This window comes from Streptomyces sp. NBC_00846 (genome assembly GCF_045207325.1).
Taxonomy (GTDB): domain Bacteria; phylum Actinomycetota; class Actinomycetes; order Streptomycetales; family Streptomycetaceae; genus Streptomyces.
On sequence record NZ_CP108846.1, the window covers coordinates 8005707 to 8028375 of the forward strand.

General features: G+C 68.8%; 23 protein-coding genes and 3 pseudogenes. 11 read left to right on the forward strand and 15 right to left on the reverse strand.

The genetic code is table 11. The annotated features are described in order from the left end of the window. Positions 1-85 precede the first annotated feature (85 nt). The 3 genes from OG936_RS36950 to OG936_RS36960 are packed head-to-tail and all read left to right on the forward strand — an operon-like array spanning position 86 to position 2171. Complete coding sequence (locus OG936_RS36950) at positions 86-694, forward strand: TetR/AcrR family transcriptional regulator (protein ID WP_406500113.1); 609 nt, start codon at positions 86-88, stop codon at positions 692-694. Continuing rightward, positions 691-1296, forward strand: a complete 606-nt coding sequence (locus tag OG936_RS36955) for a disulfide bond formation protein DsbA (protein ID WP_406500114.1) — start codon at positions 691-693, stop codon at positions 1294-1296. Before OG936_RS36950 ends, OG936_RS36955 begins: the two co-directional genes overlap by 4 nt. Before the next feature lie 38 nt (positions 1297-1334). Then, positions 1335-2171 (forward strand): recombinase family protein, encoded by an 837-nt coding sequence (locus OG936_RS36960; RefSeq protein ID WP_406500115.1) that lies wholly within the window; start codon positions 1335-1337, stop codon positions 2169-2171. A gap of 89 nt (positions 2172-2260) precedes the next feature. On the opposite strand, the gene OG936_RS36965 is transcribed toward OG936_RS36960, so the two are convergent. The 9 genes and pseudogenes from OG936_RS36965 to OG936_RS37005 all read right to left on the reverse strand — a co-directional run bounded on the left by OG936_RS36965 (position 2261) and on the right by OG936_RS37005 (position 9431). After that, positions 2261-2500 (reverse strand): hypothetical protein, encoded by a 240-nt coding sequence (locus OG936_RS36965; RefSeq protein ID WP_406500116.1) that lies wholly within the window; start codon positions 2498-2500, stop codon positions 2261-2263. A 338-nt stretch (positions 2501-2838) separates the two neighbouring features. Beyond that, positions 2839-3678, reverse strand: a complete 840-nt coding sequence (locus tag OG936_RS36970; protein WP_406500117.1) for a hypothetical protein — start codon at positions 3676-3678, stop codon at positions 2839-2841. After that, a complete protein-coding gene (locus tag OG936_RS36975; RefSeq protein WP_406500118.1) occupies positions 3675-4409 on the reverse strand; it encodes a MerR family transcriptional regulator in 735 nt (244 codons plus the stop codon). Before OG936_RS36975 ends, OG936_RS36970 begins: the two co-directional genes overlap by 4 nt. 136 nt (positions 4410-4545) lie before the next feature. Next, positions 4546-4764, reverse strand: a pseudogene (locus OG936_RS36980) (Tn3 family transposase); the annotation flags it as partial. Between the two features lie 98 nt (positions 4765-4862). Then, entirely contained in the window at positions 4863-5447 is a 585-nt protein-coding gene (locus tag OG936_RS36985; RefSeq protein WP_406500119.1) for a hypothetical protein, read from the reverse strand. Between the two features lie 81 nt (positions 5448-5528). Then, a complete protein-coding gene (locus tag OG936_RS36990; protein WP_406500120.1) occupies positions 5529-5978 on the reverse strand; it encodes a DUF6262 family protein in 450 nt (149 codons plus the stop codon). Positions 5979-5983: 5 nt separating this feature from the next. Next, positions 5984-7498 (reverse strand): tyrosine-type recombinase/integrase, encoded by a 1515-nt coding sequence (locus OG936_RS36995; protein WP_406500121.1) that lies wholly within the window; start codon positions 7496-7498, stop codon positions 5984-5986. Between the two features lie 80 nt (positions 7499-7578). Continuing rightward, positions 7579-8226, reverse strand: a complete 648-nt coding sequence (locus OG936_RS37000; RefSeq protein ID WP_406500122.1) for a response regulator — start codon at positions 8224-8226, stop codon at positions 7579-7581. After that, complete coding sequence (locus OG936_RS37005; RefSeq protein ID WP_406500123.1) at positions 8211-9431, reverse strand: sensor histidine kinase; 1221 nt, start codon at positions 9429-9431, stop codon at positions 8211-8213. The genes OG936_RS37000 and OG936_RS37005 overlap by 16 nt, the downstream gene beginning before the upstream one ends. Positions 9432-9541: 110 nt before the next feature. Here OG936_RS37005 and OG936_RS37010 point away from each other — a divergent pair, with 110 nt between their 5' ends. From OG936_RS37010 to OG936_RS37035, 6 genes are all read left to right on the forward strand, one after another. Further along, on the forward strand, positions 9542-10309 hold the full coding sequence (locus OG936_RS37010; protein WP_406500124.1) for an ABC transporter ATP-binding protein: 768 nt from the start codon (positions 9542-9544) through the stop codon (positions 10307-10309). After that, a complete protein-coding gene (locus OG936_RS37015) occupies positions 10309-12768 on the forward strand; it encodes an ABC transporter permease (protein ID WP_406500125.1) in 2460 nt (819 codons plus the stop codon). Before OG936_RS37010 ends, OG936_RS37015 begins: the two co-directional genes overlap by 1 nt. Next, the gene (locus OG936_RS37020; RefSeq protein WP_406500126.1) at positions 12698-13312 is read left to right on the forward strand and encodes a hypothetical protein; all 615 of its coding nucleotides are present in this window, start codon (positions 12698-12700) and stop codon (positions 13310-13312) included. Before OG936_RS37015 ends, OG936_RS37020 begins: the two co-directional genes overlap by 71 nt. A 134-nt stretch (positions 13313-13446) precedes the next feature. After that, on the forward strand, positions 13447-13668 hold the full coding sequence (locus tag OG936_RS37025; protein WP_406497573.1) for a hypothetical protein: 222 nt from the start codon (positions 13447-13449) through the stop codon (positions 13666-13668). 413 nt (positions 13669-14081) lie between these two features. Next, a complete protein-coding gene (locus tag OG936_RS37030; RefSeq protein WP_406497575.1) occupies positions 14082-15329 on the forward strand; it encodes an IS110 family transposase in 1248 nt (415 codons plus the stop codon). Next, positions 15326-15958, forward strand: coding sequence for a transposase (locus OG936_RS37035; protein WP_406500127.1), 633 nt, complete (start codon positions 15326-15328; stop codon positions 15956-15958). Before OG936_RS37030 ends, OG936_RS37035 begins: the two co-directional genes overlap by 4 nt. Here the strand turns inward: OG936_RS37035 and OG936_RS37040 are convergent. The 5 genes from OG936_RS37040 to OG936_RS37060 form a co-directional block, all read right to left on the reverse strand. After that, positions 15940-16620: a recombinase family protein gene (locus tag OG936_RS37040; protein ID WP_406500128.1), complete on the reverse strand. Its 681-nt coding sequence runs from the start codon at positions 16618-16620 to the stop codon at positions 15940-15942. The genes OG936_RS37035 and OG936_RS37040 overlap by 19 nt on opposite strands. Positions 16621-16978: 358 nt before the next feature. Continuing rightward, on the reverse strand, positions 16979-17401 hold the full coding sequence (locus OG936_RS37045; RefSeq protein WP_406499672.1) for a hypothetical protein: 423 nt from the start codon (positions 17399-17401) through the stop codon (positions 16979-16981). Beyond that, the gene (locus tag OG936_RS37050; RefSeq protein ID WP_406499671.1) at positions 17398-18228 is read right to left on the reverse strand and encodes an IS5 family transposase; all 831 of its coding nucleotides are present in this window, start codon (positions 18226-18228) and stop codon (positions 17398-17400) included. Before OG936_RS37050 ends, OG936_RS37045 begins: the two co-directional genes overlap by 4 nt. A gap of 147 nt (positions 18229-18375) precedes the next feature. Further along, positions 18376-18867, reverse strand: a complete 492-nt coding sequence (locus OG936_RS37055; RefSeq protein WP_406500129.1) for a helix-turn-helix domain-containing protein — start codon at positions 18865-18867, stop codon at positions 18376-18378. A 174-nt stretch (positions 18868-19041) separates the two neighbouring features. Next, positions 19042-19317 carry a DUF5372 family protein gene (locus tag OG936_RS37060; RefSeq protein WP_406500130.1) on the reverse strand — a complete coding sequence of 92 codons (276 nt, stop codon included), beginning with the start codon at positions 19315-19317 and terminating at the stop codon, positions 19042-19044. Between the two features lie 47 nt (positions 19318-19364). Between OG936_RS37060 and OG936_RS37065 the strand changes: the two are divergent. Beyond that, a pseudogene (locus tag OG936_RS37065) lies at positions 19365-19547 on the forward strand (integrase core domain-containing protein); the annotation flags it as partial. A 442-nt stretch (positions 19548-19989) separates the two neighbouring features. Here OG936_RS37065 and OG936_RS37070 read toward each other — a convergent pair. Further along, positions 19990-20379, reverse strand: a pseudogene (locus tag OG936_RS37070) (IS6 family transposase); the annotation flags it as partial. A 682-nt stretch (positions 20380-21061) separates the two neighbouring features. On the opposite strand from OG936_RS37070, the gene OG936_RS37075 reads away from it, so the two are divergent. Beyond that, complete coding sequence (locus OG936_RS37075) at positions 21062-22399, forward strand: endo-1,4-beta-xylanase (protein ID WP_406500131.1); 1338 nt, start codon at positions 21062-21064, stop codon at positions 22397-22399. The last annotated feature ends 270 nt before the right edge of the window (positions 22400-22669 follow it).

The window sequence follows — 22669 nt, forward strand, 5'->3', positions numbered from 1 at the left end:
ACTGTAAAGCACCCTGAATGGAACTTCAAACTTCCATCAGTGAGGTGCAGGAGTCCTTTACGGGTGTCACTGGTACCATTGAGCTATGAGTGCGAAGCAGACCTCCAGTGCCCGGAATCGAACTGAACGGGCCATTGTGACTGCCGCGGTGCGTGTTTGGGCGCGTGACCGGGCAGCCACGTTGCCCCAGGTCGCCGAGGCCGCGGAGGTCGGCCGCACGACCCTGCACCGCTACTTCCCAGAACGCGACGGTCTGCTGCGCGCCGCCACCGAGCACGCCCTGGAAGCCATCGGTGGCGCCATCGCCGAAGCGGACCCCTACAAAGGACACCCGCTGGATGCCATGCGCCGTGTGATCGCGGCCCTGGCCTCGGCCAGCGATGCGATCATGTTCGTCTTCGGCGACCAGTCCCTGGTGCGCGATGTCGCCCCCACCCCCGAGCCCGACCTTCCGACACCGCACGACCCGGTGATCGACCTCATCCGCCGCGGGCAGGCCGAGGGCGTCTTCGACGACCAGCTCCCCGCCGAATGGATCCAGCAAGTCCTTTGGGGAGTGACCTACACCGCCTTCGAACAGGTCGAACGGGGCGCCCTCGCCAAGTTCGACGTCACCGCGACCGTGACCCGCACACTGGAACAGGGGATCACCGCCACGGCCGGTGCACGTCCGGGATCGGACCCGAAGCCATGACCGGCACAACCACCGAGGCAGGCTGGAGTGTCGACTTCTGGCTCGACCCGGCCTGCCCGCTCACCCGCCACACCGCACGCTGGATCGCCCAGGTCGCCGACCAGGTAGTGCTCCAGGTGCGCTGGCGGGTGATGAGCTTGGCGGTGCTCAACGAGCATCGCGACGACGACCCCGAAGGCGACCCGCACGGCTACCTGTGGATTCCCGCCCGCATCGCGGCGGCCGTCCAGACCGAGCACGGACATACCGCACTCGGCACGTTCTACGCCGCACTGTGGACCGAGCCTGACGGCACCGCGCGCGAATGGATCGGCGACATCGACGAAGCCCTGCACCGCAGCGGCCTGCCCACCGCGCTCACCGAGGCCGGTACCGCCACCGACTACGACCAGGCACTGCGCGCCTCGCACCACGCCGGCGTCGACCAAATCGATGCCCAGATCGGCACCCCCGTCTTGGCCATCACCACACCCGACGGCACCCAACGAGCATTTTTCGGCCCCGTCCTCAACGCCACCCCTGCGCGAGCAGACGCCATCCGCCTCTGGGAAGCCACCCTACTGATGGCCAGCGTCTCGACATTCCGCGAACTCAAGGCGTGACACCCCGATCATCGCGGTTCACGACAAGGGGGAGCGGCATGGCCAACCTGGTCTACAAGCGGGTGTCGACCGACCAGCAGTCGACCGGCCGTCAGAACCTCGTCTTGGACGAGGCCGGGATCGAGGACCCGGTCGTCTTCGAGGAGCAGGCCGGTACCTCCAGCCGCCTCCACCCGCTTGAGCGACCGAAGTTCGGCGAACTGCTCGTCTACGCGCGGCCGGGCGACACCGTGCACATCTCCGAGATGTTCCGCCTCGTGCGCAGCACCGGGCACATCCTCGACGTGCTCGACGTCCTCCACCGCGACCGGGTGGCGCTGCGTATCCACGACGGCGCGTTCTCCGCGATGGACCTCACCGCACGCCACCCGCGTACCGGAGAGCTGCTGTCCACCGTGAAGTTCATGGTGCAGACCCTCGCCGCCGCCGGCGAACTCCAGCGCGATTTCCAGCGGGAGCTGACCTACGACGGCCTGCGGGCTGCCGAGGCGAAGGGCAACAAGGGCGGGCGCCGCCCCGCCGTCCCGGCCGCGAAGACCGACGCCGTGCGCACCGCGTACCTGGAGGGCCGGTCCATCGCCGCCCTCGCCCGTGACCACGACGTCAGCCGCGGCGCCATACGTACCGCCGTCGCCGACCTCCTGCCCGAGTACACGGCCGCCGACTCGGACGCCCCGGCCCCGGAGTTGCCAGTCGTTCTCGACATTCCGGGCAAGGTCGCCGACTTCCTCCGCGCGTCCGACCTCGACGACGCCGAGCGCGCCACGCTCGACCAGGGCGCGACCGTACGGCGCGGCCAGGGCTACACCCTGCGCGTCACCGCCGACTCCTCGACCTCTGCCAGCCCCTCGACGGCCCCCCGGGCACATCGGTGATTCCGGCACAGCGCAAGGCCCGCCGCGAGTACGCGAACCGCGTCAACAGTCTCGCGGCTCACACCGGGCGTTGAGTGGACCCACCAAGATCAAGTACTGGCGGCTTTTGGCCTTACCTCGGCGCTACCCCTGGAGGCGGTGAAGTCGGCGTGGGCCTGTTCGACGGCTTCGGGGTACGCCTCGCGCGTGGCGTGCTCGGCCAGCGCCCGATAGATGCTCGCCACCGAGGGGTTCTGGCCCTTGCGCTTGCCGGTGGGGATGATCAGGTCGGGCTGGATCTGCTCGACGGACTCGCCGCCCGCGCGACGCCGGAGCACGGTGTGGAGCACGTCGTCGGTGATGACCGGGGGTCGGCCGCCGTGCTTGCCCTTGCGTGCCGCGGTGTCCGGCGTTGGGGACCAGTCGACCAGCGGATGGCGTTAAGCCCTAGCTCCGCAGGTCACGGGCCTCTGGCGTCGGCCCTCAGAACTGCCTCGCAGAACGCAACGGTTGTGAGAGGGGTTCTGCGAGAGCCGACCTGGGCGAACCGCTTGGGGGCTGACCTCCTGGTACGACTCTCGCATCTCCTCATTTGTGAGAATGCTGAGAAGTCGAACATGCAACCGGGCGGCGCCCGAGCGGAGCACCTTGCCGGGCGCCACGTCGCGGCGAAGACCAACCTGTGTGCTCAGGCGGGCTGACGGAGTGCGCTGACCAGTGCGCGCGCGTCGTCGGCGTGGAAGCGGATGGTGTGGGCCTCTTCCGTTGCACCGAGCGGGCGGGTGAAGGGGAGTGGCCGGTTCAGCTTCAGGGTCACCGAGGTCTGGCTGCCCACGATCAGGTCGAGGACCCCGTCCTCGGAGAGGGTGATCAGGCGGCCTTCGGGGTAGCGCCGGTCGACCCGGACCGAGGCGACCGCATCCGGCGGTACGGCGAGGTCGAACAGGGCTCCGTACCGGATCCGCAGAGAGCCGTCGGGGCGCACGATGTGCGGCCGGGTGACGCAGGCGGCGTGCAGGGCCAGCACAAGGACGACGCCGTACAGGTCGAGTACCAGGATCACCCGGTGGACCACCGGCCAAGGGATGAGGAAGGCCAGGCCCACCGTCTCGACGACCATCACGAAGAGCAGCCCGTACATCATCGCGGTCTGAGGCCCGGTGTACGCGGCAGCGAGGTCCCCTGGGCGCACCCCGTGCGTGCCGCGCCGGACCCACCGCGCCAGGGAGGCGAGGGCGCGTAGCTCGTGGAGGATCAGGCGGCGGACCGTCACCGGCACCGCCTCCTGTACGGCGGCTCGCCGCGCCGCCCGGCGGTCTGCGCCGCGGGCGCGCGCGGCGACGTAGAGCGAGCGCAGCACCCAGGCTTCCAGCAGCAGCACTGCGAGCACCAGCGCCTCGGCGCTCGCCAGCGCCCACCCGGGCGGCCGGACCCCGGCCACCAGGCAGGCCGCCAGGGCCAGTTCCCCCGGCAGTACGGCGGCGACCGCGACCCGCGCCGCCCGTACACCCCTTGGTCGGCCGCTCATCCCCTACCCCTCTCCATGAACGCGTCCATGAGCCGGCCCACGACTTCCGCTTGCGCGGGGGCGTACTCGGCGAGCAGCGCCTCCTTGAACCCGGTAACGACCACCCCGTCCTCGGGGATTGCGGCGAACAGCTCCTCGGGGACGGCTGCCATCAGGTCAGCTGCCAGAGGTGCGATCCGCGGATCGTCGGCGGGGGCTTCGGCGAGCGCGTCGAGGCGCTCATACAGTTCGACGACCGCGGGATCGGCGACCAGTGTTCCGAGCAGCGCGAAGATCTCTTGGCTACCGGAGCTGGTGGCGTCCATCAGCGTGAGGTACTCGCGGTCTTTGGCCGCGCTCGGCGAGTCTGTCCTGGGGGCTTGTGCCAGCAGTGCGGCGAGGGCGGGTGAGACGGGCCCGGTCGCGCCGGGCGGCTCGGCGAGCAGGGCGCTGAGCCGGCAGCGGCGTTCCCGGATGTCGGCTTCCTGGCGGGCCAGGTCGGCGTCGAGTTCCTCCAACACCTCGGCCAGTTCGCGTCCGGCATCATCGGCGAGGGCGTCGCGCACTTCATCGAGGCTGAGGCCGAGTTCGGTGAGCCGGCGCACCCTGGCGAGCAGTACGGCGTCGCGGACGCTGTAGGCCCGGTAGCCGTTGGGGCGCCGCTCCGGTTCCGGAAGCAGCCCGACATGGTGGTAGTGCCGGATCGCCCGGGTGGTGAGCCCCACGAGCGCGGCGATCTCTCCGATTCGCATGCCGCCAGTAGAAACCCTGCCGTTGCGTCAAGGTCAAGCGCTGAAAGTATCGTCGGCGCAAAACGATTCCAGCGCGTCTACACACCGGAGTGGTACGTCTTCGGCAGCGCACGTATCTGGCCAGAGTCCGCTCCCGCTACCCCTCGTCGTCCTCGTCGAGTTCGACTGTGTCCGGGTCGCGAAGCGGGCGTAGGGCGCCGCCGGCCGGGGTGGAGGTGGTGAAGCTGTAGCGGCCCAGGACGTTGAGGTTGCGGTGCTTGAGCGGGGACAGGCGGGCGATGTCCTCGTCCCGGATCTCGTGGCCCTCGGCACGGAGGTGGGCGACGGCGGCGTCGATGTACCGGGTGGTCCAGAGCGTATCCGGGGCAAACGAATGAACCGCTGCCGTTTTGGCAGGTAGATCACTTGCGGTCGCGTCCGAAAGAGAAGCCAAAGCGATCGGCCGTCACGTCTTCATCGCCAGGAGGGATTGCGGCTCGGTAGCCAGGGCCCAAACAGAGACTCGTACTCTCCACTGGTCTCAACAGTGAGCACGAAGTCAGGCTCGGTAGCGGAAACCGCGGCATGCAGGCGAGCCAGCAAGACCGGGACGGATTCCCGTTTCAAGTTCAGTGCCGTTGCCAGGCGAGCTCGCTCAGCGCCGATCTCCGGTTCGTCTCTGAGCTCGTCGCGCTCCAGATGATCGGCAGTCGTCCGCATGACCGCCAGATCACCGGCGCCGGAGAACTTCAGGCAGTCCCGCCAGGACGGCAACCCCAGCATGATCCCCAGTGCTTCGGCGAGGCTCTGGCCGATCAGACCGGCCTGTCCCTCGGAGCTGGCGTAGAGCACAGGCCGAGCCTCACGGCGATCACCACAGAGGAAGAACGTCCCGCCGGTGAAGTCACCGGCAACGCCTTCCAGAGCAAGCCCGGACGAGAGTCCGACCGGCTCCCCGTGATCGCCACGCGATAGATCAAACTCGCAAACGTCTGATAGCAGCTCAGCGAGACCGGGGTCACGCCGGATCGAGTCAAGGATGTCCTCGTCGCCCATCACGCCGTGGACGATAGCAACAGGGCCGGACACGCACTTTCGCGAGCGCCTGCGTCTTCAGAATCCGTGCTTCGGGTCGCAGCCTCACGTGGTCCTCCCCACCAGTCCATCAACTCCATCAGTGGTCTGCCTGCTGGCTCGGGGGCCGAGGCGTCGTCGCAGTTCGAGGTTTTCGCTCTGGGCGGCTTCGAGGGCCTGCCGCAGGGCCTGGACCTCGTCGCGGTGCCGCCGCTTGAGCTCGGCGAGCTGGGCGGTGAGGGTGCGCACGACACTGCTGGGCGAGTCGTCGGGCGACTGCGTGGCTGGCTGTGGCGGGTGGCTTCGCTGCTGGGCCCGCAGGTGTTCGACACGTCGGCGGATCTCGGTGCACCGGTAGAGGAAATCGAGCGAGACGGCAGCAGTCTGGGCGAGGCCGCGGAAGGTGATGGGCTGTCCGCGGCGGATCATCTCCCGCAGGCCCTGCTCGGCGCGGGCCTGGGCGGCGGCGCTCTTGCGGGCGGCGGCCTGGCGGAGGTTGTCGGGGTTGCCGCGCATGCTGGTCAGCTCTCGTCCTTGCTGCGGGTGATCGCGTCGGTGCGGGCATCGACGCCGGCCCCGCGGACGGCCTGCGGAGGCCCGTCGGCGAGGCGGGTCTGTTCCAGCTTGAGGATGATGCGTCCGAGGGCGTCCTGTTCCTGGCGGCGCCCGGCGAGCCAGACGTTGTCCTCGCCCATTGGCTGCCCGGTCCGAGCCGTGAACGCGTCTTGCCGTTCCTCGATGAGCTGGGCGGTGCGCTGTTGCTGAGCGGTGAGTTCGGGCAGGAAGGTGGCGTCCGTGGCGAACTTGTCGCAGGTCAGGCAAGCGTTGCCCTTCACGCATGCCTGACGGGGCGGCAGCAGGCACAGCCCGTTGGGCAGGATGCGGTCGGTGCGCTTGTCGAGTTCCAGCATGTCGTAGAGGTCGCGCGGGTCGGTGGACAGCTCGCGGGCGTCGGCGGTGATCTTCCGGTAGCGCAGGAACTCCCGCTCGTGGGTGGCGGCGAGGGTCTGTGCGTAGTGCATCAGCATGGCCGGCGACAGGTGGCCGAAGTAGCGCTGGACGACGTGCAGCGGGACACCGGCGTTGAGCAGGCTGGTGGCCTTGGTGTGCCGGAATCGGTGGGTGCGGTTGAAGTCGACCAGCCGCCCGGCGCTGTCGCGGATGCCGAGGTGGCGGGCGAACTCGGACAGCGTCTGGTGGATGCGCTCGACGGGGTAGTGCTTGTCGGCGTTCCGGTTCATCTTGTGGGCCAGAAAGAGATATTTGGGGCTCGCGCCTGCCGCCCAACGGGGCCCGAGGTGGGTGTCGGCCCACTGCTGCTGGGCGCGGATGATGGCGACGACCTCGGCGTCGACAAGGATGGTGTCCGGCGCCTGCTCGATCTTCGTCTGCTGGTAGCGCAGTTTGGCGACGAAGGCGCCGTCGGCGGCGTCCTGCTCGTCGGGCCGGGTGAGCTGGTTCAGCGCGGACAGCGGGTCACGGTCGAGCATCCGGATCTCGCTGATCCGCCGGCCGAGGCGGGCCTGGAGCATCATGATCCGCATGACCTGCTCGTCGCCGAACCCACCTTCCTCGACCGGGGCGCCGAGCAGGTGGAGGTTGGCCATGATCTGGGAAAACGCGGTGTCGTCGATGACCTCCCAGCGCTCAGGCTGGACCACGGGCCGGCCCTTCTCCCCATGGCGCCACAAGATGGCGTGGAAGGGGGTCAGCCGCAGCCAAGCCGGTTCCTCCAGTACCCGGGCTGCCGTCTCGCGGTAGTCCGTCATGTGCGCGTAGAACTTCTCGACGTCGGTGATGATGTCGTTCACGCGCAGCGCCGAAAGCGGCTTGCCCCGGTTCGGGCCTGACCTGGCGGTCTGGGCGCGGACGTGGCTGAGGTAGTCCAGCATGAACGCCCTCACCTCGGCGTGGTCATCGCGCAGCCAGGTGGGAGGAGCAGGGCGCTGGCCGGTGATCCAGTCGCCGAACACGACCGAGAGCGGCAAGTAATGGGTCGCGTCGTCGTGGGCATCCCCGTGCCGTGGCCGTCCCACTGGTCGCCCCTCGCTTGTTCGTGAACGGCCTTGCACCAACATGCCCTTGGTGGGGCGGCCTCGGAGGAGGACGTACGGCATCAGGCTCTGAGAAACGCCAGCACCGCCAGGACCCGGCGATGCCCGTCCATGTACACCGGCAGATCGAATTTATTGAAGATGCTGCCGATGTGTTTGTTGATGGCGGCTTCGCTGACGAACAAGTGCGCCGCCAGGTTCGCGTTGGACCGTCCTTCCGCCATCAGGCTCAGCACCTCCTTCTCGCGGGCGCTGAGCCGCTCCAGCGGATCGGGGCGGAGCTTGACGAGCTGGTGGATCACCTCGGGATCCACCACGGTCCCGCCGGCTGCGACGCGGTCGAGCGCCGACATGAAGTCGGCGACCGCGCCGACCCGTTCCTTCAGCAGGTAGCCCACCGCGGCGCCGTTGCATGAGTCGAGCAGCCGGATGGCGTACGACCGCTCGACGTACTGGCTGAGCACCAGGACCGGCAGCCCCTTGTACGACTCGCGCAGGCCGACGGCCGCACGCAGCCCGTCGTCCCCGTTTGAGGGCGGCATCCGTACGTCCGTGATCACCAGGTCCGGCCGGTCCCGGTGGACGGTCTCGACGAGCGCGTCGGCGTCGCCCACCGCGGCGAGCGTCTCGTGCCCGAACCGCTGGAGCAGGCCGACCAGTCCTTCACGCAGCAGGACCGCGTCCTCCGCGACGATCACACGAAGTGGCATGGAATCTCCACGTGCAGCAGGGTCGGGCCACCCAGCGGGCTGGATACCCGCACACGGCCGTCCAGGGCGGTCAGTCGATCGGCCAGGCCGGTCAGCCCCGTGCCGGAGGCCGGATCCGCGCCGCCGAGTCCGTCGTCCGTGATCTCCAGGACCAACAAGTCGGAATGGTATCGGCCGTGCACTTTGGCGCTCCGGGCGCCGCTGTGTCGCGCGATATTGGTCATGGCCTCGTTGATCAGGAAGTACACGCTGGTCTCCAGCTGCCGGGGAAGTCGTCCCGGCAGCCGGAGATCGACGGTGACCGGAATGGGGAAACGGCTCGCATGGTCCTCGACCGCGACGACGAGGCCGTGGTCCGCGAGAACTGGGGGATTGAGCCCTCGGACCAGACTGCGCAACTCCTGGTGGACTGCGGAGAGTTGGTTCTCGGCCTCGGTAAGCTGGGCGGCGAGCGGGGACCCCTCGGGGATGTCCAGCCGCATCAGACCGAGCGTCATCCCGAGCGCCACCAGTCGTTGCTGCGCGCCGTCGTGCAGGTCGCGCTCGATGCGTACGCGCTCCGCGTCGAAGGAGTCGATGAGCCGGACCCGCGACGCGTGCACCTCCTGCAGCGACTCCCCGAGTTCGTCGTCGCGGGGGGCGAGGACGGTCCGGGCGAGCGCCGCGCGCGCACCGGCCCACGATGTCACGGTGTACGGCGAGGCCAGCAGCACGATGACGCCGAAGACCGCCCACGGCCAGGTGGTCCGGTCGGCCGACTCGAAGGTCAGCGCGGGCAGGCCGAAGGAGAAGGCGAGCACCAGCAGGTCCAGCCACCACAGCGCCGCCGCGGAGATGAGCGTGAAAAGCAGCTCGCGCCAGGTGACCTGTTCGGTCAGACGCGTCGACACCCAGGCGCGCAGCCCGGGCTCCTCCACACGCCGGTGCGGGTTCGGCATCGCGTCGAGGTCGACGAGCCGCAGCCGGCGCCGCTCGACCGTCGCCACAGTGATCGAGGACAGGACGACGCCGACCAGGGGCGCCACGCCGACCAGAACCACCAGCAGGATCAGCCCGGCCACAAGCCCGGTCACGAACACCGCCACGGCCGCAGCGCCGACCACGACACCGGTGGCCAGATACGCCAGTGACCGCCACGGCCAACTGGAGGTCAAGAAGCTCAGAGGACGCTGAGCCATCGCCTGCCAAGCCGTTCTGGGACGCATGGGGCAACGGTATGTCAGGCGACTGTTTCACCGCGGTAGAGCTAGTTCTACCCGTGAAGTAGAGCGCAGATCAATGTGGTGCACCGGGCCGCTCCGCTGAAATCGACCCCGTGACCACTACTAGGCAGGCACCCGCATCGGCCGCGGTTCAGCTGCAGACCGTCCGGAAGATCTACGGGGCCAGCGACCGCTCGGTCGCCGCGCTGGACAGCGTTTCCATCGGTTTTCCGCGCGGGACGTTCACCGCCATCATGGGCCCGTCCGGCTCCGGGAAATCCACGCTGCTGCAGTGTGCGGCTGGCCTGGACCGGCCCACCGAGGGGCGGGTGATGCTGGCTGGCGTCGACATCGGCCAGGAGAGCGAGAAGGAGCGCACAAAGCTGCGGCGCGACCACATCGGCTTCGTGTTCCAGGCCTTCAACCTGGTCGAATCGCTGACCGCGGCGCAGAACGTGGAGCTTCCGTCCCGTTTCGCCGGGCGCAGAGTCAGCCGGGAGCAGGTCGACGCCGCGCTCGCCGCAGTCGGGCTGGCGGAGCGGGCCAGCCATCGGCCCAGTGAGCTGTCCGGTGGTCAGCAGCAGCGCGTCGCGCTCGCCCGCGCCCTTGTGACCCGGCCGGACGTGCTGTTCGCGGACGAACCCACCGGTGCCCTGGACACCACCACCTCGCGTGAGGTGCTGCAGATGATGCGCCTGCTGGTCGACAAGGAGGGGCAGACCACCCTCATGGTCACCCACGACCCGGTGGCCGCCGCGGTCGCCGATGTGGTCGTGTTCCTCAAGGACGGCCGCATCGCCGACCAGATCAACCTCAGCCGTGACGCCGACGGCCGCAACGCGGCCTCGATCGCGGCGCACATGGCCGGCCTGGAGGCGTGATGCTGGTCTTCGCGAACGTCCGTGAACGCTGGACCAGCTTCCTGGCGGCCTTCGTCGCGGTACTGGTAGGCGTGGCACTCATCACCACCACCCTGATCATCTACGACTCCTCCCGCCCCAAGGTCCAGTCCCGGCTGTCGGCCGCCGCCGCGCTCGCCATCCCCGCCCAGGCGGTCAACCAGGACCAGACCCCGGAGGACCGGGTGCCGTGGAGCCCCGACGAGGCCCGGCCGCTGATCGACAAGCTGGGCGCGGTGCCGGGCGTGGCCTCGGTGGTGGTAGACCGCTCCTTCTACGCGCAGGCGTTCCTCGACGACAAGCCGGTCGAGGACGAAGGCGCCCTGGTGGCGGGGCACGGCTGGTCGAGCGCACGGCTCGCGCCGTACAAGCTCGTCACCGGACGGGCACCGGCCGCCGCCGACGAGGTCGTCGTGGACCGGGCGCTCGGCGTAGCCGCGGGCAAGAAGCTCACGGTCAACATCACCAAGGGGCGTACCGAGTTCCGTGTGGTCGGCACCGTCGACGGGCCGGGCTACTACCTCACCGACGACTTCGCCGCGCGGCAGGAGCCGGGCGTCGGTGCCATCGCGCTCCTCGCCGACAAGGGCACGTCCGCCGGTGACATCAAGTCGGGGGCCGCCGGCGCCGTCGGCGACCGGGGCACAGTGGTTTCCGGCGAGGGCCGCTCCGCGCTCCAGCCGGAGTACGTGGAGCACAAGCGGTTCCTCGGCACCCAGCTCATCGGAGCCATGGCGACGCTCGGCCTTTTCACCACCGTGTTCGTGGTCGCGTCCATGCTGGTCCTGGCGACCGGGCTGCGGCGCCGGGAGATCGGCCTGCTGCGCATGATCGGTGCGTCTCCGCGCCAGGTGCGCCGGATGATCCTGGGCGAGGCGGGCCTCATCGGTCTGCTGGGCGCGCTGGCCGGCTGCCTGGTGGGTGTCGCCGCCGCGCCGCTGCTCCGCAACATCCTGCAGGGCCTCGACGTGACGCCGCCGGAGCTCTCCGTGCAGGTAGCGATGTGGCCGCTGTTCACGGCGGCCGCGACCGGTGTCGGCGTCAGTGTCCTGGGAGCCTGGTCGGCCAGCCGGATGGCCGCGCGGGTGGCGCCGATCGAGGCGCTGCTGGACAGCCGGGCGAACAGCAGGACGATGAGCCGCTCCCGCTGGATCGGCGGCCTGGTCGTGCTCGGCCTCGGTGTGGTCCTCGCGATCGGGACCGCCACGGCCGGCGCCGACACCCGGATCAACATGGCGATCTTCGCAACCATGGTGCTCATCGTGGCGGCGGCGCTGCTCGCTCCGGTGTTCGTCGGCCCCGTCGGGCGGGCGCTCACCACGCCGTTCAAGAGGCTCGGTTCGGCCGCTCCGCTTCTGGTACGGGCGGAGCTGAGCGCCAACTCCCGCCGGGCGGCGTCACTCGCGGCCCCGGTGATCGCGGCGGTCGGATTCGCCGTCCTGCTCAGCGGCATGGTCGAGACGATGCGCGTGGCGTACCCGGCGGGCGATGCGCTCAAGCTCATGGGACAGGTCATCGTGACGTCGGACAAGACCCCGGGCAACACCGACGAGGTGGTCGCCGCCAACCCGGTGGGCAGGGCCGCGCTGCCGAGCCGGGCCTTCGTCCGCGACAAGGACGGCACGCTCACCGTCATCGATGCGCTCGGCTCGCGCGACGCCTGCTGGAACAAGCCGGGCCAGGCGGTGCTCGGCGAGAAGATGGCGGACTTCCTCGGGGTGAAGGCGGGTGACGAGCACGCGGTGAGGTTCGCCGACGGCGCCAGGGTGAAGGTGCGCATCGCCCAGGTCCTACCGGACGACCCCGCCCGAGGCGACTTCGTGATGTCCCGTCAGCTGGTACGGGAGCACGACCCGGCAGCGCTCACCGACGACATCTTCGTTCCGATGAAGTCGAAGCCCACCTCGGTCGTTCCCGGCACAGCGGTGCACGACGCGGTGCAGTTCGCGCTCGACGACTACGCCACCGACTCGAAGCTGACCGACAGCCTCGCCGTCATGCTGATCGTCATCGCCGTCGGCTACAGCGGGATCGCCGTCGCCAACAGCATGGCCATGACCGCGCACGGCCGGCGCCGCGACTTCGCCGTGATGAAGTCGGCCGGCGGCACGGTACGGCAGCTCCTGATGTTCTCCGTCGCCGAGACGACCCTCGTCGTCGCCGTCGGCGCGGCCCTCGGCGTCCTAGTCACCCTGGGCCCGCTGGCCGGCATGGCATCCGGACTGTCCCAGGCGACCTCCGCGCAGGTCGGGCTGCACCTGGACCTGTCCGCCATCGCCGCGGTGATCCTCGGCTCCCTCGTGCTGGCGACCGCGGCGAGCGTGGTCGTCACCTGGCGGACCATGCGTCGGGAGGCTGGCCGGGGAGAGCGTGCGGGCGGCCCTGGAGGCCCTGGCGGTCGCGGCCCCGGTCTGGCTGGCCGGGCAGATCGACGTCACTGAGTTCGCCGAGCGGTACGGCCCGCGGGTCGACGGCTGGCGCATGCCGCCCTCGCAGACCAGACGTGACCGTCTCGCCCAGGTCTTCGGGCAGGATGCCCTCGCCTTGTGCCGGGCGGCCTGGGCCGAGGACGCCCCGGGCTGGATCCGGGAGATCGAGGCCGTGCACCTGCTGCGGCAGGTCCTCGTGCAGACCTACATCATCCGCAGCGACACGCGGGGACGGCAGGTGATCAGGAAGCGGGACGCCGACGACGGTGTCCCGCCCGGTCAACTCCGCCTGGCCTCCCCCTACGACCGTGACGCACGGTGGGCGGCCAAGGGCGATGACCTGTTCTGGATGGGCTACAAGATCCACCTCACGGAGACCTGCACCACACTCCCCGGCGTCGACGCCGTAGCAGGGGCAGGGGTGATGCCGAATCTGATCACCGACGTGTACACCACCGATGCGACCGTGCCCGATGTGAAGGCGACCGCGCCGATCCAGAAGAACCTCGCCGAGCGCGAGGTGAAGCCCGCCGAGCACTACCTAATGGGGCTGTAAGGGGGTGCCGGGCAGGAGACCTGAGCACTACCAGGGCACGATCCCTCAGTCGAGAGTGGTTCGTCCCGGCGCCTCCCTCGTCTCGTAGGAGGTGGAGTTGGTGGCGAGAATCGCGTGGGCAGGCTCGGGATGGTGTGGTCGTCCTGGAGGCTTGCGAGGCCGAGCAGTTGGTCAGTGTCCTGGACCGTTGGGACGACTGGCTGCTGCATGCCCAGCCGGACACGCTTGAGGACATGGTCGAGTTCCTCGGCCCCGAATGCCTGGGTCGCACCGCGGCGGAGGGCATCGTCGAGGTACTGGACTTCTACTCGGCCCAACTGAATCGGCGACTTCGGTCGATGCAGGTCAACGGCTGACCGGAAGCTTCACGGGTACCACTGATGGACCCCCAGGGCGTCGAACCTCAGTGAAAGAGGGTGGACCCGTGCAGGTACGTCGTGGACAACGGTGTCAGCGCGATGCCCACCATGCCCCCGGGCCGTCGAGCCTTCAGTTGAGACTGGCACGCGCCGTGCCGTCGTCCACGACGTAACCGGTCAGATGATCGGATCGTTGAGGTTTGTGGTCCAAGCCGTCCGCAGGGGTCACCTCTCACCAAGCTGGGAGCCGTCGAGCTCCTGCCCAAGACAGAGGGCCCTGCGGGTCGCTGGGGTCACGAACGGCTGATCGGATGACGGGCCTTCGAGCCCTGCCATTAGGGAGACGCGTGCCCCTGCACGGCTGTGACCAGCCACCACGTCAACCGCACCCGGAATGGATGTGAACCGCCATGAGCATAGGAGTGACCTGCGGCATCGACTGGGCCAGCGACCACCACGACGTCGCCCTGATCGATCAAGCGGGGGAACTGTTAGCCAAGGCCCGGATCGGCGAAGACGCCCAGGGCCTGCAGCAACTCCTGGATCTGCTCGCCGCGCACGGCGATAGCGGACAAGACCCGATACCGGTCGCGATCGAGACCTCGCACGGCCTGCTGGTGGCCTGCCTACGGGCCACTGGGCGCCCCATCTATGCGATCAACCCGATGGCCGCCGCCCGCTACCGCGACCGCCACGCGGTGTCCCGCAAGAAGTCGGACCACCTGGACGCCATGGTCCTGGCGAACATCCTGCGCACCGACGCAGCCATGCATCGCACCCTGCCGGCGGACAGCGAACTGGCCCAGTCCATCGCTGTCCTGGCCCGCGCCCAGCAGGACGCCGTCTGGGACCGCACCCAGGCCGGCAACAAACTCCGCTCCCACCTGCGCGAGTACTACCCCGGCTACCTCGCCGCCGTCGCGCCCATGGCTGACGGGCTGGCCACCCCGGTCGCCCGCGCGCTGCTCGCCGCGGCCCCCACCCCCGAGCAGGGCGCCCGCCTCACCCGCACCCAACTGCGAGCCGTGGTCAAGAAAGCTGGCCGCCAGCGCGGTATCGACAAGGAGGCCGACCGGCTCCACGCACTCCTGCGCGTCCCGCAGATGCGGCAACTGCCCCTGGTCGAGCAGGCCATGGGCGCCAAGACCCTGGCCCTGCTCAGACAACTGGAGGCGACGTGCACCAGCGCGGACGAACTCGCCACCGCCGTGGCGGAGTCTTTTGAGAAGCACCCGGACGCCGAGATCATCACCAGCTTCCCAGGGCTCGGGTCTCTCACCGGCGCCCGGGTGCTCGCCGAGATCGGCGACGACCGATCCCGCTTCGCCGACGCACGCGCACTCAAGGCCTACGCCGGGGCTGCACCGGTCACCCGGGCGTCCGGCAAAAGCGTCTCGGTCACGGCCCGCCGCGTCAAGAACCAGCGCCTGGCCGCCGCCGGCTACGTCTGGGCCTTCGCCGCCCTGACCGCCTCACAAGGCGCCAGAGCCCACTACGACCGCCGCCGGGAGGGCGGAGACCGCCACACCGCGGCCCAACGCAACCTCTTCAACCGCTTCCTCGGCTGCCTCCACCACTGCCTGACCGAGCGCATCACCTACGTCGAAACCGTCGCCTTCCCCACTCCGTCACCGCAGCCGGAAGCAGTCGCCGCTTGACAGATAACCGCATCGGATGTCTCGACTCCGGATACCCGTCGGCCGACCTGATCACCAAGGCCCTGAAGCAGGGCATCCGCATGGTGACCCCCGTTCTCCTGGACCGCTCCGCGCAGGCCAAGGCCGCCGAGGGCTTCGACAAGAACGCCTTCACCATCAACTGGAAGACCCGCCAGGTCCGCTGCCCCGCCGGGAAGACCAGTTCCCACTGGAACCCGGTGAAACAGCACGGCACCGACGCCACCGTCATCACCTTCAGTGTCCTGACCTGCCGAGACTGCCCCTTCCAGAAGCAGTGCACCACCTCGAAGACCGGGCGCCGCATGCTCACCCTGCGACCCGAGGAACTCCACGAGAACCTCGCCCGGGCCCGCGCCGCGCAGAAGACCGACACCTGGAAGAACAAGTACGCCCTGCGCGCCGGCGTCGAGGGCACCATCAACCAGGCCCTCGACATCACCGGCATTCGCCGGGCCCGCTACCGCGGCCTACCGAAAGTCCGCCTCCAACACGCCTTCTCCGCCACCGCACTCAACGTGATCAGGCTCGACGCGCACTGGACCACAGACCCCCTCGATCGTCCCCGCCACAGCAGGCTCGAACGACTCAGCTACCGACTCTCCGCCTGAACGAATTGCGCAGCAGAGTCGGCGTAGGCAGATCCGGTGGCGGCGAACGTGACCAGCAGGTGCCGGATGGCCTGCTGGACCGAGGCATCCGGGTCCAGAACTACCCGCTCGGCGTGGTCGTAGACCAGGCCGACCGGCAGCGGCTGAACCAGTTCACCGCGTCGGGCCTTGGACAGAACCCCGCCTCGCAGACGGGCCTTGAGCAGGTGCAACTCCGCTTCTGACATCGTTCCTTTGAGGCCGAGGAGCAACCTGTCGTTGAAGTTGCCGGGGTCGTAGAGACCGTCCTCGTCCAGGATCAGGGTGCCGGTCAAGGCGCAGATCTCGAGGAGTCGGTGCCAGTCGGTGTTGTTGCGGGCCAGGCGGCTTACTTCCAGTCCGAGGACGATCCCGGCATGTCTCATGCCGACCTCGGCGACCAGGCGCTGGAAGCCGTCCCGGCCCTCGGTGGAGGCACCGGACTGGCCCTGGTCGGTGTCGATGACAATGATCTGGGAGTGGTCCCAGCCCAGTGCGATCGCGCGGCTGCGAAGGGCGTACTGCCGCTGGGTGGACTCGGTGTTGTTGATCACCTGTTTGAGGGTGGACTGCCGGATATAGAGGTAGGCGTCACGCTGCAGGTGTTCGCGGGTCACCTTGCCCGCCGCCGCGGTCGCGTCCATGAGTAACTTCAACTCCTTTGGAATCATGGGCAGTTTGGCCTGTCGGTTCATCGGTCGGGTGGAGGTGGGCCAGTGCCATCGCGGCCAGGACCCGTACGAGTTCGTCGCTGTCGCCCGACAGGGCGGGCGGCGGCTGCCGCCCGGGACAGGACCGGGCCGGCGGGGCGGGCAGGGACCGCCAGGCCGTGGCCCAGGAGGCCATGCCCTTGGCTGTGAGGACGCCCCGGCCCAACCGCCAGCCATCGTCCGTGCCGTCGGCCACCGCTTCCCGCAGTTCCTCAGAGGGCAGTAAGTAACGTGCTGCCCGTTTCGCGCTTGCAGCTGGAGCTGTCGGGCTGGTGGTGGCCTCTCCGGGTGACTATGGCCGCGGCTGGGTGAACAACCCCTGCTCGGGCTCGATCAGGATCCCGCGTTCGGCCAGCCGCTTGAGCTTCAGCCGGACGTTGTTGACGTTGCTGGGCGCGATCTCCAGATCCATCGCCTCGCAGACCGCCCGCGCCCGCAGCGGGGCGTCGGCCGCGGCGAACACCGCCATGATCTGCCGGTAGGCCGGATGGTCCGGCAGCTTCGCGGCCGGCGGCGTCGGCGGGGATGGATCAGGCAGAGCCAGCAGCGTCTTGCGGGTGATGCGGACCTCCTCGGCGGCCCGGTCGAACTCCCCCAATTGCGCAGTGAGTTCCGCGATGCGTCCCCGTGTAGCCTCGGCCTGCGCGGCGATATCGCGCTCTTGCTCCTCCAGGTGCGCCAGCACCGCTCCCAAGGTCAGCTCGCTGCCGCTCATGCGCCGCGCCAGGTAGGGGTGGAGGTCGCGGTGAGCATCCGGGCCATCCGGTCGCTTATGGCCCAGTACACCCTCGACTCGGCGGAGGCGGGCCGGTGCTCGTAGTCCCGTACCAGCCTGCGGTGCAGCATCATGATCCCGTTCACCTGCTCCACCACCCACCTCTTGGGCTGCGGGACGAACCCGCTGGTTGCCGGGTTGCGCTCGACGACTTCGACGTCGATGCCCACCTTCTGCCCGTGGTCGACGACGGCGGTCTTGAACCCCTGGTCCACCAGGGCCTTCTGCACCGTGTCGGTGTCGGCCGCGACCTTGTCCAGCAATGCGATGCCGGCGGCGTTGTCATGCGCGGACGCGGCCAGCACCACCACCGCGATCACCAGACCGAGAACATCAACTGCCAGGCCGCGTTTGCGGCCTGAGACTTTTTTTGCCGCGTCCCTTCCGGTGGTGTCGGCGGGCACCCCGGCGGCCGCGTGCAGGCTCTGGGTGTCGAGCACCACCAGGCTCGGGTCGGCCTTGCGCCCCCGGCTCTCGCGGACCTGCCAACGCAGCAGGTCGTGGATGGTCTGGTCGGTGCCGTCGTCGCGCCATTTGTAGAAGTAGTACTTCACCGCTCCGACCGGGGGCAGGTCGTGGGGGAGGTAGTCCCACTGGCAGCCGGTACGGGACTGGTAAAGCAGGGCGTTGACGATCTCCCGCATCTCGTAGGCGCCTTGGTGGCCGCTGACGGAGGGATGCTGAGCCTTCCAGGAAGCGATGACGGGCTCGATCAGGGCCCACCGCTCGTCGGATAAGTCGCTCTTGTAGGGCTGGCGGTCTCTCACGAGGAACACTCCAGCACGACAGGACTCTCCGATCAGCCCCGATACGCCTGTGCCACACGTTCCAGCGACAGCAAACGTGGCATCACGTCACATACCGCCCTCTCATAGCGGGCTGCCACCGCCCGTGGCTCCGGCTCCGCAGGGCTGTCAGCTGCGGCTTTTGGGTGACTCCTGGGTGCGTTCGGCCTCGCGCCGGGCCAGTGCCCGCTCGACGGAGCGCGGATGGACACTCAAGCCGTACTCGGCGGCGACAGCGTCGGCCAGGTCCCTGGACCGCAAGGACGGATCGGCAGCCAGACACGTCTCGACGTATTCCACGACCGCATCGGTGAGCTTGCGCGGCCCCTTCGGCCCCGGTTTGCCCGGCACCAGCGCGGCCGGACCACCGGCGTCCAGCGCGGCCGCGGCATCGTAGTAGACCTGCCGGGAGAACCCGAACTCCCGCACCGCCCGTGCCGCGGGCACCTTGTCCACCCGCACCCGCCGCACCATTTCGTACTTCACCTGCACCAGGTCCCGCGGATCGCAGAACTCGGACGCGGTGAACACCGCGTCGACCACGGCTTCCGGGTGCGGGTTCAGCGTCCGCGTCGCCCGCAATGCCTGCTCTTTCGGATCGCTCATCGCCCTGCCGGCCATGCCGCCTCCCTCGCCCGACTGCCGCCTCAAGAATTACGTCGCGACAGAGCACAGCCAAGAGCGCGCAGAGGCAACCAGCCATGGATCTGTGCAGGCCAGTTGGCATGGCGTGCGCTGCTTCGATCACCATGCGCCGGACACGCCCCCACACCTGCGGCGTGATCCTCAAGGCGGTCACGGCGTCATCCCCTGGGCACCGCCGCTGCGGCCGTCGCAGTGGTCGATCAGATCGGCCAGAGCCAGAAGGTCCTCGGTGCGGAACGGGCTGCGGCCCGCCGCGAGGACGACAAAAGGATCCTCACCGCCCGCATCGGTCCACGCCGTCGGCAGCGACGCCACCTCTCCCGCCTCGTCGCGGAAGTACACGCGGTCCTCGCCCCAGTTCTTGCGGCGTACGACGAACTCGTAGGACCGGCCGTGCCACGGATGAAACGGATGCGTGACCCGCACAAGTCGCACCGCACCATGCGGATCGGGAGCATTTGACGGTTCGGTCCAACGGCAAGGTCGAGCGCTTCAACCGCACCCTGCAAACAGAATGGGCCTACCACCAGGTGTTCACCAGCAACACCGCACGCTCCCGCGCACTGGCACCCTGGCTGACCTTCTACAACACTCGACGCAGACACACCGCGCTCGGCGGCCAGCCCCCGATCACCCGACTGTCACCAACGTCATGACCAAGTAAAGGCGTTCGGACGGTACTGCTGCTGCACAGGTCGGCGATGCTCGAGCAGGCCCGGTTCCCCCGATCGATGAGTCGGGGTAATGAGTGGATGAGATCATCGATCTTGTTCGGCCATGAAAGGGGGTGGTGAGCTGGCCATATGAAAAGTACGGAAGCTCTCACACCCTCCACAGCGGACAGTGGGGCACCTCGCTGGTCACCGGTCATCGCCGTGGCACTCGGTACGTTCACCGTGGTGTCCTCCGAAATGATGCCGGTGGGTCTGCTGACGCCCATGTCGGAGTCCCTTTCCGTCTCCGACGGTGTCGCCGGCCTTTCCTTGACGGTTAGCGGGATCATCGCTGCGGCCGTCTCCCCCTTCGCGCCCGCGCTCATCGGGCTCCGTGATCGCAAGGGGGTGCTTGTCACCTTCATGGTTCTGCTGTCACTCGTCCTGCCGCGGCCTTGTCCCGGCGGCTCTGCAGGAGGATGTCGAGCACGTTGCCGTCCTGGTCGACGGCCCGCCACAGGTACTTCTGCTCTCCGTTGATCTTCACGAAGACCTCGTCCAGGTGCCACTTGTCCCCGGGCCGTGGCCGACGGCGGCGCAGTCCGTCCGCGTAGGCCTGGCCGAACTTGGCGGACCAGCGGCGGATGGTCTCGTAGGAGACGATGACGCCGCGCTCGAGCATCAGCTTCTCGACCTCGCGGAAGGACAGCGGGAAGCGGAAGTACAGCCATACCGCGTGCGCGATCACCTCCACCGGGTACCGGTGGCCCTTGTACGACGGCGACGCGGACGACACGAACGAATCCCTCCCCGGCACGACCAACCAGAAGATCATCCCACCCGGCCAGTCAACGTGACAGTGCCCGCTGGCGGCCTGGACGACCTGATCACGGGCGGTCTGGACGGCGACGGTGAAGCAACAGCGGTCCGGGTCGGTGCCGGGCTGGGACTCGGCGGCCTCGACCATCACAATCCGCAGGGCCTGGTAGAGCGTGAGCAGAGCCCACATTTCCTGCTCGACACCGGCCGGGTCGCCCGAGCGCAGGACACGCCCGTCCATGATGGTGTGGCGGAGCGCGTAGTACGCCGATTCGTGTTCCCACCGCTGGTGGTAGAGGCCCGCCAGCGTGGCCGCCGGGTATCGCCGGGCGTCGGTCAGGGTGGTGACCAGGCGGTAGCAACCGGTGAAGACAGTGCCGTCCGCGCAGGTCACCGTGATGTTCGCGTCGATGACACGTACTTTCTCGGTGCCGATCACCGACAGGTACGAACCGCCGGCCAGACGTGAGGACCGGGGCACGACGGTTGGCGCGGAGCCGGCCCAGTACCTGGGCGTCGGTCGCCCTCACAGCGGCGAGGAAGCCATTGCCGTCGAAACCCTTGTTCCATAGCGATCCGGGCCCGCTCCGCCACACGAGCTGGGACGTGCCACACAGGGCCGCCGTACCTCATGTGTGGTGAACTATGGCCCGGTTTCGAGATGTTGATCTCGTCTCGGCAAGAAAGTGGGAGGGATCGTGAACCTTGGCGGGGGGACGTGGCAGCGACTGACCACCGTGGTGCTCGTCATGGCGGTGGCGGCCGGGTGTACGGGGCAGGGCGAAGGGCCGGACGGCGGAAACGACAAAGACCTGCTGCGGAACCACGACTGGACGCAGATGCCAGGCACCACCGCGCGGAACGACATCCTGCGGGTCAGCGCATCGGATCGGCACATCGTGGAGCAGGACTCCTCCGGCGGCCAGCCCAATCCCCCGCTGAACCTGGCCGGCCCGCATCTGAGGTCCGATGGCGACTTCACCGTCACCGCACGCATGTCCGGTGTGGGTGACGATGACGGCGACTCATGGCTGCGGCTGTACGGACGGGTACCGGTCATCTACGACGAGTGGCGGCAGGAGCGGCCCTCACTCCGCGTCGGCGTGACCGCCGACGGACGAGTGAAGGTACAGATATGGGACGGCGAGGGCGACGAGCCAGCCACCTCCAAGGTTTTCGACTGCGGCTGCTCCGGGACGGTGACGCTCGCCGTGTCGAGCATCGGTGACACCTTCCACGTGAAGGCCGACGGGCGGCTTCTGGGAACCGTGCAGGACCCGGGGGTGTTCGCCGAGGGCATTGTCTGGTTCGGCCTGGAGGCGGACGCGGGCGAAGACGAGCGCCGCGAGGGATGGCGTCTGACGCAGCTGATCGCGCGGGCAGAGAGCGGTGACTCGCTCCGCGTGATCAACGCGCCACAGCTACGCCAGGAGCAGACCGACGACTCGCTGCGTGCGCGGGCCGCAGACGTGGGGCGGCCGTTTGATGTCGGCGCCGCCCTAGCCGAGAACCCGCTGCTCACCGACTCCGGCTACCGGGCGCTCGCGGGGAGCCAGTTCTCCATGCTCACTCCGGAGAACGCGTTCAAGCCACAGTTCCTCCACCCGCGCCGGGGCGTCTACGACTTCCGCGACGCGGACCTACTCGTACGCTTCGCCCGCGCAAACGACATGAAGGTGCATGCGCACACCCTCGTCTGGCACGAGGCTCTGCCCAACTGGATGCGGGAGAACGACGATCCCGAGGAGGTGCGCCGGACCATGCTCCGGCACATCGCCACGGTCGCCGGTCACTTCAAGGGAAAGGTCGCGGAATGGGACGTGGTCAACGAGCCCATGTCCGACGACGAGGAGAGCTACACCAACGGGGATTTTGGTCTGCGCTCCGAGCAGAGCCCGTGGTTCGAGGCCATGGGCGAGGAGTACATCGAAGAGGCGTTCAGGGCCGCCCACCGGGCCGATCCGAAGGCACCGGGTCCGGTCGGCGCCGGTTCGCCAGCGAGCATCCACCCCCACGTCGTCAGCGAGATCCGGTAGATCCGCGCGGAGGACTTCGCGATGCCCGCACCGGTGAGATACCGCTCGACCGCCGCGGTGTACGAGGACGGCGGGGCGGACAGGGGCACCACCCGGGCGCGCGGCAGCCGGAGCGCGCCCCCGCTCCCGAGTTCGGTCACTGGTTCGATCGTCATGCCCGCCCCGCCCTCCAGTGCTGCCGCAGTAAATGCGTACACCTCGCTCTGGCGGCCCGAACGGCCCGTAACAGGTCGCGATGATCACGGTAGAGGCTCTGCCGCAGTAAATCCG

What these genes read in the sequence shown, in the direction of transcription:
- OG936_RS36960 (WP_406500115.1), top strand. Translation starts at nt 1,335, where the DNA reads ATGGCCAACCTGGTCTACAAGCGGGTGTCGACCGACCAGCAGTCGACC.
- OG936_RS36950 (WP_406500113.1), top strand. Translation starts at nt 86, where the DNA reads ATGAGTGCGAAGCAGACCTCCAGTGCCCGGAATCGAACTGAACGGGCC.
- OG936_RS36970 (WP_406500117.1), bottom strand. Translation starts at nt 3,678, where the DNA reads ATGAGCGGCCGACCAAGGGGTGTACGGGCGGCGCGGGTCGCGGTCGCC.
- OG936_RS37055 (WP_406500129.1), bottom strand. Translation starts at nt 18,867, where the DNA reads ATGGCCGGCAGGGCGATGAGCGATCCGAAAGAGCAGGCATTGCGGGCG.
- OG936_RS36975 (WP_406500118.1), bottom strand. Translation starts at nt 4,409, where the DNA reads ATGCGAATCGGAGAGATCGCCGCGCTCGTGGGGCTCACCACCCGGGCG.
- OG936_RS37015 (WP_406500125.1), top strand. Translation starts at nt 10,309, where the DNA reads ATGCTGGTCTTCGCGAACGTCCGTGAACGCTGGACCAGCTTCCTGGCG.
- OG936_RS37005 (WP_406500123.1), bottom strand. Translation starts at nt 9,431, where the DNA reads ATGCGTCCCAGAACGGCTTGGCAGGCGATGGCTCAGCGTCCTCTGAGC.
- OG936_RS37040 (WP_406500128.1), bottom strand. Translation starts at nt 16,620, where the DNA reads ATGGACGCGACCGCGGCGGCGGGCAAGGTGACCCGCGAACACCTGCAG.
- OG936_RS37000 (WP_406500122.1), bottom strand. Translation starts at nt 8,226, where the DNA reads ATGCCACTTCGTGTGATCGTCGCGGAGGACGCGGTCCTGCTGCGTGAA.
- OG936_RS37030 (WP_406497575.1), top strand. Translation starts at nt 14,082, where the DNA reads ATGAGCATAGGAGTGACCTGCGGCATCGACTGGGCCAGCGACCACCAC.
- OG936_RS36990 (WP_406500120.1), bottom strand. Translation starts at nt 5,978, where the DNA reads ATGCGCGGCAACCCCGACAACCTCCGCCAGGCCGCCGCCCGCAAGAGC.
- OG936_RS36955 (WP_406500114.1), top strand. Translation starts at nt 691, where the DNA reads ATGACCGGCACAACCACCGAGGCAGGCTGGAGTGTCGACTTCTGGCTC.
- OG936_RS37045 (WP_406499672.1), bottom strand. Translation starts at nt 17,401, where the DNA reads ATGAGCGGCAGCGAGCTGACCTTGGGAGCGGTGCTGGCGCACCTGGAG.